9 protein-coding genes are annotated in these 13,789 nt (G+C 72.5%); 6 read left to right on the forward strand and 3 right to left on the reverse strand.

From position 1 onward, the window contains the following. Nucleotides 1-136 precede the first annotated feature (136 nt). A complete protein-coding gene (locus ACWCYY_RS26095) occupies nt 137-505 on the reverse strand; it encodes a PRC-barrel domain-containing protein (RefSeq protein ID WP_345289689.1) in 369 nt (122 codons plus the stop codon). A 329-nt stretch (nt 506-834) separates the two neighbouring features. On the opposite strand from ACWCYY_RS26095, the gene ACWCYY_RS26100 reads away from it, so the two are divergent. Next, complete coding sequence (locus ACWCYY_RS26100; protein WP_449797415.1) at nt 835-2,637, forward strand: transglycosylase domain-containing protein; 1,803 nt, start codon at nt 835-837, stop codon at nt 2,635-2,637. A gap of 209 nt (nt 2,638-2,846) precedes the next feature. On the opposite strand, the gene ACWCYY_RS26105 is transcribed toward ACWCYY_RS26100, so the two are convergent. Beyond that, nucleotides 2,847-4,103: a hypothetical protein gene (locus ACWCYY_RS26105; RefSeq protein ID WP_449797416.1), complete on the reverse strand. Its 1,257-nt coding sequence runs from the start codon at nt 4,101-4,103 to the stop codon at nt 2,847-2,849. A gap of 121 nt (nt 4,104-4,224) precedes the next feature. Next, on the reverse strand, nt 4,225-6,723 hold the full coding sequence (locus ACWCYY_RS26110) for a DEAD/DEAH box helicase (RefSeq protein ID WP_380149274.1): 2,499 nt from the start codon (nt 6,721-6,723) through the stop codon (nt 4,225-4,227). A 154-nt stretch (nt 6,724-6,877) separates the two neighbouring features. Between ACWCYY_RS26110 and ACWCYY_RS26115 the strand changes: the two genes are divergently transcribed. From ACWCYY_RS26115 to ACWCYY_RS26135, 5 genes are all read left to right on the forward strand, one after another. Continuing rightward, nucleotides 6,878-7,720: a nitrilase-related carbon-nitrogen hydrolase gene (locus ACWCYY_RS26115; protein ID WP_449797417.1), complete on the forward strand. Its 843-nt coding sequence runs from the start codon at nt 6,878-6,880 to the stop codon at nt 7,718-7,720. Nucleotides 7,721-7,731: 11 nt separating this feature from the next. Beyond that, entirely contained in the window at nt 7,732-9,129 is a 1,398-nt protein-coding gene (gene hydA / locus ACWCYY_RS26120) for a dihydropyrimidinase (RefSeq protein WP_449797418.1), read from the forward strand. 12 nt (nt 9,130-9,141) lie between these two features. Then, complete coding sequence (locus ACWCYY_RS26125; RefSeq protein ID WP_449797419.1) at nt 9,142-10,155, forward strand: TIGR03842 family LLM class F420-dependent oxidoreductase; 1,014 nt, start codon at nt 9,142-9,144, stop codon at nt 10,153-10,155. A 292-nt stretch (nt 10,156-10,447) separates the two neighbouring features. After that, nucleotides 10,448-10,603, forward strand: coding sequence for an SCO0268 family class II lanthipeptide (gene lanA / locus ACWCYY_RS26130; protein ID WP_345289681.1), 156 nt, complete (start codon nt 10,448-10,450; stop codon nt 10,601-10,603). An 89-nt stretch (nt 10,604-10,692) separates the two neighbouring features. Next, a complete protein-coding gene (locus ACWCYY_RS26135; RefSeq protein ID WP_449797420.1) occupies nt 10,693-13,785 on the forward strand; it encodes a lantibiotic dehydratase in 3,093 nt (1,030 codons plus the stop codon). The last annotated feature ends 4 nt before the right edge of the window (nt 13,786-13,789 follow it).

The following is a 13,789-nucleotide window of genomic DNA, read 5'->3' on the forward strand; positions in this document are numbered from 1 at the left end:
TTCTTTTCACGGCAGTTCCTTGTCCGCTTTTCCACACGTCCCCCCCCCCCCCCCCCCCCGGTGCGCACCCGTCCGGGGGGAGGGGGAACGACGGAGACCGTCGTTCCCCCTCCGGCCGTCCGGCCCGTGACCGGGGTCAGAGCAGCGGGCCGCCGCCGAACGGGGCGTAGTAGTGGGTGTACTGGTCGCGGTAGTCGGTGCCGGCCGGGGGGTCGGGGACGTACTCGGGGGCGTGCTTGATCTCGTCCTTGGTGCGGGCGACCTGGATGCGTTCCTCCTCGTGGTCGATGCGCAGGACGGTGCCGGCGGGGAGGAGCACGTGCTTGCCGAAGATCCAGGGGCCGGTGTCGACCACCAGGTGGCTGGCGTCGACCTCTTCGGAGAGGCGGTGGACCTTGCCGATGTGGCCGTCGCTGGCATCGACCGCGTAGCCGACCAGGTCGGCGCCCGAGACGAGGCCCGAGGCGTCGCTGAACTGCCAGAGGCCGGTGGCGTCGTGGCTCATGGCTCTGTCTCCTCTCGTTCCCGCGCCGCGGCCGGTCGCCGGGGCGCGCTCTGCGGCCGCGCCTACCCGGCTTCCCGGGAGCCACTCCCGGGATGTGAGCGCGATCACGTAGCGGCGTCGGGACCTGAACGGGTGTGCGGTGCGTGTGTTGGTAGGGACGAGTGGTGCGACTACCGACGATCGGGGAGACGACTGTGCGATGGCGACCGGAGTACCCACGGCGGGGGCGGCGCGGGGTGCGCCGCTGGTTACCGTCCTGGCGGCAGGTGCTCGGAACCGCGGCGCTGGGGACGGCCCTGGTGGGCGGGGCGGTGTGCTGGAGGTACGCCGTGACCGACATACCGAAGGACCTCAACTCCTTCGCCACCCAGCAGAACAACGTCTACTTCTGGGCGGACGGCACCGAGATGGCCCGGACGGGGCTGGTGAACCGTCAGGAGGTGCCGCTGGAGACCGTTCCGGAGTCGGTGCGGTGGGCGGTGCTGTCGGCCGAGAACGCGTCGTTCTACTCGGATCCGGGGATCTCGGTGAAGGGGATCGGGCGGGCGGCGCTCACGCTGGTGACCGGCGGGGACACCCAGGGCGGGTCGACCATCACCCAGCAGTACGTGAAGAACATCTACCTCAACCAGGAGCAGAGCCTGGGCCGCAAGGTCGACGAGGCCTTCATCGCGGTGAAGCTCGACCGCAGGCTGAGCAAGGACGAGATCCTGGCCGGCTACCTCAACACCAGCTGGTTCGGGCGCGGGAGTTACGGCATCGAGCGGGCCGCGCTCGCCTACTACGGCAAGCACGCCTCCGAGCTCGGCCCGAGCGAAGGCGCCTTCCTGGCGGCGGTGTTGAAGGGGGCGGGGCTCTACGACCCGGTGCTGAGCCCGGACAACCGCAAGCGGGCGGTGGACCGGTGGTCCTGGACGCTGGACCGGATGGTGGAGACGGGCCACCTGAGCCGGGAGGAGCGGGCCCGGTACACCGAGTTCCCCGAGCCGAAGGAGCGTCAGCCGCAGACCGGGCTGAGCGGGCAGACCGGCTACCTGGTCGACCTGGCCCGCTCCTACCTGGAGGCCAACGGCGGGCCCTCGGCGGCCCAGCTCGACCTCGGCGGCTACCAGATCCGCACCACCTTCGAACGGGAGCGGACCGCCGCGCTCGGCCGGGCGGTCGAGGAGCAGGGGAAGAAGCTGGACGCCGCCCAACGCCCCGCCGACGTCAACGTCCGGGTGGGGGCGGCGAGCGTGGCCAACGACGGCCGGATCCTCGCGCTGTACGGCGGGCCGGACTACCTCAAACAGGGGTTCAACAACGCCAACACCTCGAACGTGCCCGCCGGTTCGGCCTTCGGGCCGATCGTCTACGCGGCCGGCCTCGACCACGGGGCGCAGCGCAAGCGCGGTGCGGCCAGGACGCCCGTCACCCCCGGGACGCCGTACGACGGCAACGACGGCATCAACGTGATGACGCCGGAGGGGCCGTACTGGGGTCGCAACGGCAAGATCGTGACCGCCGTCAACGACGGGCGGCGCTCCTACGGCACCATCGCGCTGCGCACCGCCGTCGAGCAGTCCGTCAACGGCCCGATGGCCCAACTCGGCCTGGACGTCGGCCTGGACCTCGTCCGCCGTACCGCACTCGACCTCGGCATCCTGCCCGCCACCCTGGGCGAGGCGGTCCCGGCCTTCGCCCTCGGCAACTCCCGGCCGAGCGCGATCCGGACGGCCGGGGCCTACACCGCCTTCGCGGACGGAGGCCTGCGGACGGACCCGTACTCGGTCACTGCGGTGACCCGGGGCGGGGAGCCGGTGGCGCTCCGACTCCCGGCCGCCGCACGGGTGTTGAAGCCGGAGGTGGCGCGGCAGGTCGACGAGGCGCTCAAGGGGGCGGTGCGGGAGGGCACAGCGGGGGCGGCGCGGGCCGCCGGGCCGCAGGTGGCGGGCAAGACCGGCACCACCCAGGACCGGACCGCGGGTTGGTTCGTCGGCTACGCGGGCGGGGTCTCCACCGCCGTGACGGTGTTCCGGATGGACCCGAAGACCATGCAGCTGTCGAGCCTGGAGGGGCTGGCCGGGGCCGACCCGAACACCCCGGACTGGAGCTACCCGGCGGCGGTCTGGGCCGGGTACGTGAACGCGTGATCCCGGGGGCGGTCTGTGCCGGGTACGTGAACGCGTGATCCCGGGGGCGCGAGGAACTGCGCGCAGCGGTAGGAGGCGACCCGAGTGCCGGGTACGGAAGCTCACTTGCAAGTGGATCCCCGTACCCGGCAGACGGGCCGGTTCCTACCGCTGCGCGCCCACGCGGCGGAGCCGCAAATCAGCAGAGCCCCGCGCCCCCGGTGTGACCCCTACTTGGCCCAGTCCAGGGGCTGCGCCGGGTCGAGCCGGCGGAGCTGCTCCAGGACCTTCGGGTCCTGGGCGTCCAGCCAGTCGGCCAGTTGGCGGAAGGAGACGCAGCGCACGCCCTCGCGGCGGCAGACGGACTTCACCACGTCCTCGATGGCCTGCATGTAGATGCCGCCGTTCCACGTCTCGAAGTGGTTGCCGATGAACAGCGGTGCCCGGCTGCCGTTGTAGACCCGCTCGAAGCCGTTCAGGTAGCCGTCCCGGGTCTCCTTCAGCCAGGTGGGGTACTTGCGCGGGTCGCCTTCCGTGGTGTCGCCGGACTGGTTGGCGAGGAAGTTGAAGTCCATCGAGAGCACCTGGGTGGCGCGCCCGGGGTAGGGGAGCAGCTGGAGCGGGAAGTTCCAGATGCCCTCCTTCTTGACCGGCCAGACCTGGAACTCCCCGGTGGAGCTGGCGTCGTAGCGCCAGCCGTAGTTCTTGGCGGCGGCCAGCAGGTTCTTCTGGCCCTCCAGGCAGGGGGCCCGGCCGCCGGCCAGGTCCTTGCGGAAGTCGAAGGGCAGCGGCGGGACGGAGGCCAGGCCGGTGTTGGTCTTCCAGTTCTCCACGAAGGAGTAGGCCTGGTCGATCTCCGAGCGCCACTCCTCGACGCTCCACTGGCCGCCGCCCTTGGCCTCGCAGAAGTGGCCGTTGAAGTGGGTGCCGATCTCGTTGCCCTCGCGCCAGGCCTCGCCCAGCTCGTGCAGGGTCTCCTCGATGTGGCCGTCGGTGGGGAAGGAGATCGCCGCCTCGCCCGGGGCGTGCTGCGGCGGGCGGTAGAGGGTGCGTTTGCTCTTGGGCACCAGATAGATGCCGGTGAGGAAGAAGGTCATGTCCGCGTTGTTCTCCCGGGCCACCTTGCGGAAGCGGGAGAACAGGTGGTCGTCGTTCTCCAGCGCCCCGTCCCAGGAGAACACCACGAACTGCGGCGGCTTCTGACCGGGCGCCAGCTTCTCCACCGCCGGCTGGCCGGGCTGCGGCCCGGTGTAGGAGGTGGAGCCGTCGCCGATCACCCGGACCTGCCCGTCCCAGCTGGGCGAGGGGGACGGGGTGGGGGTGGGAGCGGGAGCGGGTGGAGTGGTGGTGGCGGAGGCCGTGGCGCCCACCGTCGTGACGGCGGGTCTGCCGCCGCCGGCCGTGGTCACCGCCAGGACCACCGTCACGGCGGCCGCCACCGCCCCCACCGAGAGTCGTACCCGTCCGGTCCGCCCGATTCCTGCCACCGTTACCGCCCCTGGATGTCCTCGCTCGTGAACTGACGATCAGTCACAAGGACGCTTCGGGCGTGTGCGATGGTTACGTTCGGGCAGCGGGCTGCCCGTTCGGGCAGCCCCTCGTGCCCCGTCAGCCGTCCAGGCGGTTGACGGCGGTGACGCGCAGGACGGCGCGGCCCTCCTCGTCGGAGCCGTAGAGGTCGACCTCGGCGCTGATGCCCCAGTCGTGGTCCCCGGCCGGGTCGTCGAAGATCTGCCGCACCCGCCAGGAGCCCTCCTCCGGGTCCTCCTCGATCAGCAGCATCTTGGGACCGCGGGCGTCCGGGCCGGTGCCCAGGTCGTCGTGCTCGTCCCAGTACGGGTCCATGGCGTCCGCCCAGCGGTCCGCGTCCCAGCCGTACTCGTCGTCCAGCTCGCCCAGCTCGGACCAGCGTTCGAGGGCGCAGAGCTCCACCCGGCGGAACATCTCGTTGCGCACCAGCACCCGGAAGGCCCGGGCGTTGGCGGTGACCGGGGCGGGCTTGTCGTCGAGGCGGACCTCGGGGGTGGCCGGGTCGGTCGGGTTGGCCAGCTGCTCCCACTCGTCCAGCAGGCTGGAGTCGACCTGACGGACCAGCTCGCCGAGCCAGGCGATGACGTCCTTGAGGTCGTCGGTCTTCAGGTCGTCGGGGACGGTCTGCTCCAGCGCCTTGAAGGCGCCGGCCAGGTACCGCAGCACGATGCCCTCGGTCCGGGCCAGCTCGTAGAAGCCGACGTAGTCCGAGAAGGTCATGGCCCGCTCGTACAGGTCGCGGACCACCGACTTGGGGGCCAGCTGGTGGTCGCCGATCCACGGGTGGGCCCGGCGGTAGACCTCGTAGGCGTGGGTGAGCAGCTCCTCCAGCGGCTTGGGGTAGGTGACCTCCTGGAGCCGCTCCATCCGCTCCTCGTACTCGATGCCGTCCCGCTTCATCTCGCCGATCGCCTCGCCGCGCGCCTTGTTCTGCTGGGCGGCGAGGATCTGGCGCGGGTCGTCGAGCGTGGCCTCGACCACCGAGACCACGTCCATCGCGTAGGCGGGGGACTCCTGGTCGAGCAGCTCGAAGGAGGCCAGCGCGAAGGTGGAGAGCGGCTGGTTGAGCGCGAAGTTCTCCTGGAGGTCCACGGTGAGGCGGACGATCCGGCCCTCGGCGTCCGGCTCCGGCAGCCGCTCGACCACGCCGCCGTCCAGCAGCGAGCGGTAGATGGCGATCGCGGTGCGGATGTGGCGGCGCTGGGCGGCCTTGTCCTCGTGGTTGTCCGTCAGCAGCTTGCGCATCGCCTCGAAGGCGTTGCCGGGGCGGCCGATGACCGAGAGCAGCATGGCGTGGCTGACCTTGAAGCGGGAGACCAGCGGCTCCGGGTCGGCCGCGATCAGCTTCTCGAAGGTCTCCTCGGACCAGGAGACGAAGCCGTCCGGGGCCTTCTTCCGGACCACCTTGCGCTTCTTCTTCGGGTCGTCACCGGCCTTGGCGACGGCCTTGTCGTTCTCGATCACGTGCTCGGGGGCCTGGGCCACCACCTGGCCGACGGTGTCGAACCCGGCCCGGCCGGCCCGGCCGGCGATCTGGTGGAACTCCCGGGCCCGGAGCATCCGGACCCGCTGGCCGTCGTACTTGGAGAGCGCGGTGAACAGCACCGTGCGGATCGGCACGTTGACGCCGACGCCGAGCGTGTCGGTGCCGCAGATCACCTTCAGCAGACCGGCCTGGGCCAGGCGCTCGACCAGGCGCCGGTACTTGGGCAGCATGCCCGCGTGGTGCACGCCGATGCCGTGCCGCACGTAGCGGGAGAGGTTGCGGCCGAACTTGGTGGTGAAGCGGAAGCCGCCGATCAGGTCGGCGATGGCGTCCTTCTCCGCCTTGGAGCACATGTTGATGCTCATCAACGACTGCGCGCGCTCGACGGCTTCCTTCTGGGTGAAGTGCACCACGTAGACCGGCGCCTGACCGGTCTTCAGCAGCTCCTCCAGGGTGTCGTGGATGTTGGTGCGGCGGTACTCGTAGAACAGCGGGACCGGGCGGGTGGCCGAGCGGACCACGGTGGTCGGGCGGCCGGTGCGGCGGGTCAGGTCCTCCTCGAAGCGGCGGACGTCGCCGAGGGTGGCGGACATCAGCAGGAACTGCACCTGCGGCAGCTCCAGGATCGGGATCTGCCAGGCCCAGCCGCGGTCCGGCTCGGCGTAGAAGTGGAACTCGTCCATCACCACCTGGCCGATGTCGGCCCGGTCGCCGTCGCGCAGCGCGATGTTGGCCAGCACCTCGGCGGTGCAGCAGATGATCGGGGCGGTCGGGTTGACGCTGGCGTCACCCGTCATCATGCCGACCTGCTCGGTGCCGAAGACCTTCACCAGGTCGAAGAACTTCTCCGAGACCAGCGCCTTGATCGGCGCGGTGTAGAAGGTCCGCTTGCCCTCGGCCAGCGCCGCGAAGTGCGCACCGGCCGCCACCAGGCTCTTTCCGGAGCCGGTGGGGGTGGCGAGGATGACGTTGTTCCCCGAGACCAGCTCGATCAGCGCCTCCTCCTGGGCGGGGTAGAGCGTGATGCCGCGGTCCTGCGCCCATTCGGCGAAGGTCTCGTACAGCGCGTCGGGGGTGGCGGGCTTCGGCATCAGGTCCAGGAGGGTCACCGGGACATCTTGCCTGGTCGAGATCGTCTTGGGCAAAGGGGATCAGGTGGGGGAATCCCGGCGGCGTCGGGCGCGTAATCCCCGGGTGCGAGTGGAAGAACTCCTAGCCTCAGCTCTCTACAGCGAGGAGCGGACGATGAGTCGAGTGGTACGCGCTGCCCTGTTCCAGACCTCCTGGGCGGGTGACCAGGAGGCGATGCTGGCGGTCCACGAGCAGGCGGCGCGGGACGCCGCCGCGCAGGGCGCGCAGGTCATCGGGTTCCAGGAGGTCTTCAACTCCCCCTACTTCTGCCAGGTCCAGGAGCCCGAGCACTACCGCTGGGCGGAGCCGGTGCCGGACGGCCCGACGGTGCGCCGGATGCAGGCGCTGGCCAAGGAGCTCGGCCTGGTGATCGTGGTGCCGGTGTACGAGGTGGAGCAGGCGGGCTTCTACTACAACACCGCCGCGGTGATCGACGCCGACGGGTCGTACCTCGGCAAGTACCGCAAGCACCACATCCCGCAGGTGAAGGGGTTCTGGGAGAAGTACTACTTCAAGCCCGGGAACCTCGGCTGGCCGGTCTTCGACACCGCCGTCGGGAAGGTCGGGGTGTACATCTGCTACGACCGGCACTTCCCGGAGGGCTGGCGGGCGCTGGGCCTGGCCGGGGCGGAGATCGTCTACAACCCCTCGGCCACCAGCCGCGGGCTGTCGGCCTACCTCTGGCAGCTGGAGCAGCCGGCCGCCGCGGTGGCCAACGAGTACTTCGTGGCCGCGATCAACCGGGTCGGCACCGAGGAGTACGGCGACAACGACTTCTACGGCACCTCCTACTTCGTCGACCCGCGCGGGCAGTTCGTCGGTGACGTGGCGTCCGACAAGGACGAGGAGCTGGTGGTCCGCGACCTGGACATGGGGCTGATCGAGCAGGTCCGCCAGCAGTGGGCGTTCTACCGGGACCGCCGTCCGGACGCCTACGGTCCGCTGACGGAAGCCTGAGGGGGCGTCGGATGAGCAGGACGGTCATCCGCGGCGGCCTGGTGATCACCGCCGCCGAGGAGATGCACGCGGACGTCCTGGTGGAGGGCGAGCAGGTGGTGGCCCTGGCCGCCACCGGGAGCGACGCCGCCGACGCCTGGACGGCGGACCGGGTGATCGACGCCACCGGGCTGTACGTGATCCCGGGCGGGGTGGACGCCCACACCCACATGCAGCTGCCCTTCGGCGGCACCGAGGCCAGCGACACCTTCGAGACCGGCACCCGGGCCGCCGCCTTCGGCGGCACCACCACCATCGTGGACTTCGCGGTGCAGTCGGTCGGCTCCTCGCTGCGGGCCGGGCTGGACGCCTGGCACGACAAGGCGGCCGGGGTCTGCGCGATCGACTACTCCTTCCACATGATCCTGGGCGACGTCAACGACGCCAGCCTCAAGGAGATGGACCTGCTGGTGGACGAGGGCGTCACCTCGTTCAAGCTCTTCATGGCCTACCCCGGCGTCTTCTACAGCGACGACGGCCAGATCCTGCGGGCCATGCAGCGCGGCGCGGCCAGCGGCGGGCTGATCATGATGCACGCCGAGAACGGCATCGCCATCGACGTGCTGGTGGAGCAGGCGCTGGCGGCCGGCCGGACCGACCCGCGCTACCACGGCGAGGTGCGGCGGGAGCTGCTGGAGGCCGAGGCCACCCACCGGGCGGTCAAGCTCTCGCAGGTGGCGGGCTCCCCGCTCTACGTGGTGCACGTCTCGGCCGCCTCGGCGGTGGCCGAGCTGGCGAAGGCCCGGGACGAGGGGCTGCCGGTCTTCGGCGAGACCTGCCCGCAGTACCTCTACCTCTCGACGGACAACCTGGCCGAGCCCGGCTTCGAGGGCGCCAAGTACGTCTGCTCCACGCCGCTGCGGCCGCGCGAGCACCAGGCGGCGCTGTGGCGGGGGCTGCGCACCAACGACCTCCAGGTGGTCTCCACCGACCACTGCCCGTTCTGCTTCGTCGGGCAGAAGGAGCTCGGGCGCGGGGACTTCTCCAAGATCCCGAACGGGCTGCCCGGCGTGGAGAACCGGATGGACCTGCTGCACCAGGCGGTGCTGGACGGCCACCTGACGCGGCGTCGGTGGATCGAGATCGCCTGCGCCACCCCGGCCCGGATGTTCGGCCTCTACCCGCGCAAGGGCACCGTCGCCCCGGGGGCCGACGCCGATCTGGTGGTCTACGACCCGGCGGCCGAGCAGACGGTCTCGGCCGCCACCCACCACATGAACGTGGACTACTCGGCCTACGAGGGCCGCCGGCTCACCGGCCGGGCCCGCACCGTGCTCTCCCGGGGGACGGTCGTGGTGGACGACGGCGTGTACCTCGGGCGGCCCGGCCACGGCCGGTACCAGCCGCGCTCGACCTGTCAGTACCTCTAGAGGAGCGTGACCTTGGACATCGGACTCGTCCTGCAGACCGACCCGCCAGCCCGGCTCCTGGTGGAGCGGATGAAGCGGGCCGAGGCGGCCGGCTTCACCCACGGGTGGACCTTCGACTCGGTGGTGCTCTGGCAGGAGCCGTTCGTCATCTACAGCCGGATCCTGGCCGAGACCTCCCGCCTGACCGTCGGCCCGATGGTGACCAACCCGGGCACCCGGACCTGGGAGGTGACGGCCTCGCTGTTCGCCACCCTCAACTCGATGTACGGCAACCGCACCGTCTGCGGCATCGGGCGCGGCGACTCCGCGATGCGGGTGGCCGGCCGCCGGCCCGCCACCCTGGACCGGCTGTCGGCCGCGATGCACGCGATCAAGGAGCTCGCCGAGGGCCGGGAGGCCGAGGTGGACGGCAGCCCGCTGCGGATCCCCTGGGTCGAGGAGGGCGCCGAGCTGCCGGTCTGGATGGGTGCGTACGGGCCCAGGGCGCTGGACCTGGCGGGCCGTCAGGCGGACGGTTTCATCCTGCAGCTGGCCGATCCCTTCCTGACGGAGTGGATGGTCAAGGCGGTGCGCTCGGCCGCCGAGAAGGCGGGCCGGGACCCGGCGGGCATCACGGTCTGCGTGGCGGCGCCCGCCTACGTCACCGAGGACGACTCGCCGCAGGCGCTGGCCCACGCCCGCGAACAGTGCCGCTGGTTCGGCGGCATGGTCGGCAACCACGTGGCCGACCTGGTCGGGCGCTACGGCGAGCACTCGGGGCTGGTGCCCGACGAGCTCACCGACTACATCCGCGACCGCAAGGGCTACGACTACTCCCACCACGGCCGCGCGGACAACCCCGACACCGCCTTCGTCCCCGACGCCATCGTGGACCGCTTCTGCCTGATCGGCCCGCCCGAGGCGCACCTGGCCAAGCTCCGGCAGCTGCGCGAGCTCGGCGTCGACCAGTTCGCGGTCTACGCGATGCACGACGCGATCGAGGGGACCATCGACGCCTACGGCCGGGAGGTGATCCCCGCCCTCTGACCCGACCGGTTCCGGCCAACGGTGGCATGTGCCGCAGGAAAGGGACGGTGGTGCGTTTACGGCCTGATGGTGGACCGCCAAACGTTCGGGCCGGTCACCACGGCGACGGGTGGTGCGGACGGTGCTGGTGGGGTTCCGGTGCTGGTCCGGGGCGGGTGGTGAAGGTGTGTCAGCTTGGCCGGTACGGGACTCACCGTGGGGAAAGTGTGCGGGGAATGGTGTGACTGCGGGGACGAACTACCGAACGTTTCGTCGAGGGCCCGCAGCCCCCACACATCCCTTGGGAGGGATCATGCGCGACGAGATCATGTTCCAGGACGACGCGGCCGATCTGGACCTGGACCTGCGGATCTCCGAGGTCTCGGAGGGGACCCAGCAGTTCGGCCAGGGCACCTACACCTCGCCCAGCAGCTACGCGATCGGCACCCGCTGCCCGGTCTGTTGCTGAGTGACTGAGTGACTGACGCGGAGCGGGCCCCGGCCCGCTCCGCGTCCGCGTGTACGGGGTGAACGGCAGCCAGGACGGGGACGGACGCGGTGCGAGCTGAGTGGGACATCTTCGAGGTGCGGGAGCCGGTGCTGCTGCGGACGGCGAGCACGCCGCGCGCCGAGGCCGAGGCCCGGATCGACCCGACGGCGCCGCTGGCCGGGATACGGGAGCTGGCCGGCCGGCCGCTGCTCCGGCAGGCGGTCGAAGTGGCCAGCGGAAGCCTGGAGTCGAGCCTGCGGCGGCTGGCGGAGGACGAGGGCGCCGCGGCGCTCGGCCGCAAACGCACGCTGAGCGCGGCCCGCACCCTCACCCGCTACGCCCGCCGCTCCGGCGGACGCCCCACCCCCTTCGGCCTGTTCGCCGGCGTCGGCCGGGCCCGCTTCGGCGAGGTGGCCAAGGCCGGCCCGGTCGGTCCGGGGCGGGTCTCGGTCCGGGTGGACGGCGGCTGGCTGCACCGGCGGGTGCTGGACTGGCTGGCCGTACCCGAGGTGCGCCGCCGGGTGGACGTGGTGCTGGACGACCTGGCCGTGCTCCGCGACGGCCGCCTCACCCGGGACGCCGAGGGCCGCGAGGTCTCCGTCCGGGACAACGCCGTGGTGGCCGCCGTGCGCGAGCGGGCGGGCGCCGCCCCGGTCGGCTACGCGGCGCTGCTGGCACACCTGACGGAGCGTTTCCCCGCCGTCGGGGCCGAGCGGCTGGACGGACTGCTGGCCGGGCTGGTCCAGCACGGCTTCCTGCGGACCTCGCTCACCCCGCACCGGATCGACGCGGCCCACCTGGACCGGATCGAGGCGGCGGTCGAGGGCGCGGTGCCCGGCGCGGCCGAGGGCCTGCGGGCCGTCCGCCGCGCGGCCGCCGCGCACGAACGCGACCTGCCGGGGGAGGGCCGGGAGTCCTGGCGGGCGCTGGTGGCGGCAGTCCGCGCCCTCGACCCGGCCGACCCGGCCGCCGACGAGCACCAACGGCCGCCCGTCCAGGTCGACCTGACCCTTCCCGGGGAGACGGTGCTGCCCGCCTCGGTGGGCGAGGAGGTGCGCCGCTACGCCGCCGCGGTCTGGGCGATGACCCCGGAGTGGGGCAGCCTGGCCCACCTGCGGGACTACCGCGACCGCTTCGTCGAGCGCTACGGCACCGCCTCGGCCGTCCCACTGGCGGACCTGATCGACCCGCACCGGGGCCTGGGCCTGCCGCCCGAGTACACCGCCGAGGACCCGTACCCCCGCACCGGCCCCGGTGCCGAGGCCGACCGGCCGCGCCGGGCCGCGATCGCCGAACTCGTGCAGCAGGCCGTGCTGGAGGGCGGTGACCTGGTGCTCACCGACGCCGACGTGCGGCGGATCGGGCGGCTGGCCGAGCACGACCCGTCCGCCCGGCCGCCGCGCACCCTGGAGCTCTGCTTCCAGCTGCTCGCCGAGGGCACCGACGCCCTGGACCGGGGCGAGTACCTGCTGCTCGGCAGCCCGCACATCGGCTCCTGGACGGCGGGCGCGACGGCCGGGCGCTTCGCCGAGGCCGCCGGGCTGACCGACTCGCTCGCCCGGCTGGTGGCCGAACCGGCGGACCAGGACGCGCTGTTGGCGCAGCTGGAGATCGCCCCGACCGACCCGCGCTCGCTCAACATCGTCCAGGTGCCGCGGCTGCTCCCGCACCGGATACCCGTCGGACTGCCGGACGACCGGACGGACCCGCACTGCCTGGACTGGCGTGCCCTGCTGGTCGCCGCCGGCGCCGACGGCCTGCGGCTGCTGCACGGCCCGACGGGCCGTCAGGTGGTCCCGGTGCTGCCGCACATGCTGGCCCTGGACGCCCAGGCCCCGCCGGTGGCCCGCTTCCTGGTCGAGCTGGCCGCCGCCCGGCCCCGGGTCTGGACCGGCTGGGACTGGGCCGGGCTGGACACCCTGCCGTACCTGCCGGCCGTCCGCTACGGGCGGGTGCTGGTCTCCCCGGCCCGCTGGCTGGCCGGGCGGCGGCTGCGGGAGGCGGCCGGGACCGCCGGGACGGCCGCCTGGGAGGGCGAGCTGGGGGAGTGGCGGCGGCGGTACCGGGTGCCGGACCGGCTGCAGATCGCCCGCAACGACCAGATGTACCCCGTCGACCTGCGCGAACCCTGGGACCGGGAGCTGCTGCGCTCCGAACTCACCGCCGCCCAGCCGAGGTTCGTGCTCTACGAGGACCTGACCGCCGATCCGGCGCGGCTGGGGTGGAACTCCGGGCACGCCACCGAGATCGTGGTCCCGCTGGCCCGGGCCGGTGCACCCGTCCCCCGTCCGCCGGCCGAGGAGCGGGCACCGCTGCGGCGCGCGCCGAGTGCGGTGTTCCTGCCGGGGGAGGAGTGGCTGCACCTCAAGCTGTACGCCGAACCGGCCTCCCACGACGCGCTGTTGGCCGCGCACCTGCCCGCCCTGCTGGCCGAGGTGGAGGAGGACGTCGACCGCTGGTTCTTCCTGCGCTACCGCGACCCGCAGCCGCACCTGAGGCTGCGGCTGCACAGCGCCGATCCGGTGGCGCTGCACGGGCGGGTGCTGCCCGCGCTGGCGCGCGGCGTCCGGCGGCTGGTCGAGGCCGGGGCGGTGCGCACCGTCCTGCTCGACGGCTACCGGCCGGAGAGCGACCGGTACGGGGGCGAGGCGCTCCAGGAGGCGGTGGAGCGGCTCTTCCAGACGGACAGCCGCTCGGCGCTGGTGCAGCTCGCGGCCCGGCGGGCCGGGGCGGCGGCCGTGCCGGACGAGGTCCTGGCGGCCTTCGGGCACGGGCTGTTGCTCGCCTCCCTGGGGGACTGGGACTGGTGCTCCTGGGTCGACCACGCCTTCACCAAGGGCCCGGACCACGAGCTGTACCAGCGCCACCGGGCGCTGGCCGACGGGCTGCTGCGGCCGGGCGGCTTCGCGGAGGCCTGCGAGCGGCTGGGGATGCCGCAGCTGACGGCGGTGTGGGGCTCGGACGCGCCGCGCACCTACGGGGAGTCGATCCTCGCGGCCCCGGCGGCCGACCGGGACGAGGCGCTGCACTCCCTGCTGCACATGCGGCACAACCGGCTGTTCGGTACCGACCCCGCGGCGGAGGCGCGCGGCTACGCGGTGCTGCGCGGTGCCGCGCGGACGGTACTGGGCCGTCGCCGCACGGGCGCGGGCGCGGGGTGAGGCG

The organism is Kitasatospora sp. NPDC001664 (genome assembly GCF_053596675.1).

What these genes read in the sequence shown, in the direction of transcription:
- ACWCYY_RS26095 (WP_345289689.1), bottom strand. Translation starts at nt 505, where the DNA reads ATGAGCCACGACGCCACCGGCCTCTGGCAGTTCAGCGACGCCTCGGGC.
- ACWCYY_RS26110 (WP_380149274.1), bottom strand. Translation starts at nt 6,723, where the DNA reads ATGCCGAAGCCCGCCACCCCCGACGCGCTGTACGAGACCTTCGCCGAA.
- ACWCYY_RS26115 (WP_449797417.1), top strand. Translation starts at nt 6,878, where the DNA reads ATGAGTCGAGTGGTACGCGCTGCCCTGTTCCAGACCTCCTGGGCGGGT.
- hydA (WP_449797418.1), top strand. Translation starts at nt 7,732, where the DNA reads ATGAGCAGGACGGTCATCCGCGGCGGCCTGGTGATCACCGCCGCCGAG.
- lanA (WP_345289681.1), top strand. Translation starts at nt 10,448, where the DNA reads ATGCGCGACGAGATCATGTTCCAGGACGACGCGGCCGATCTGGACCTG.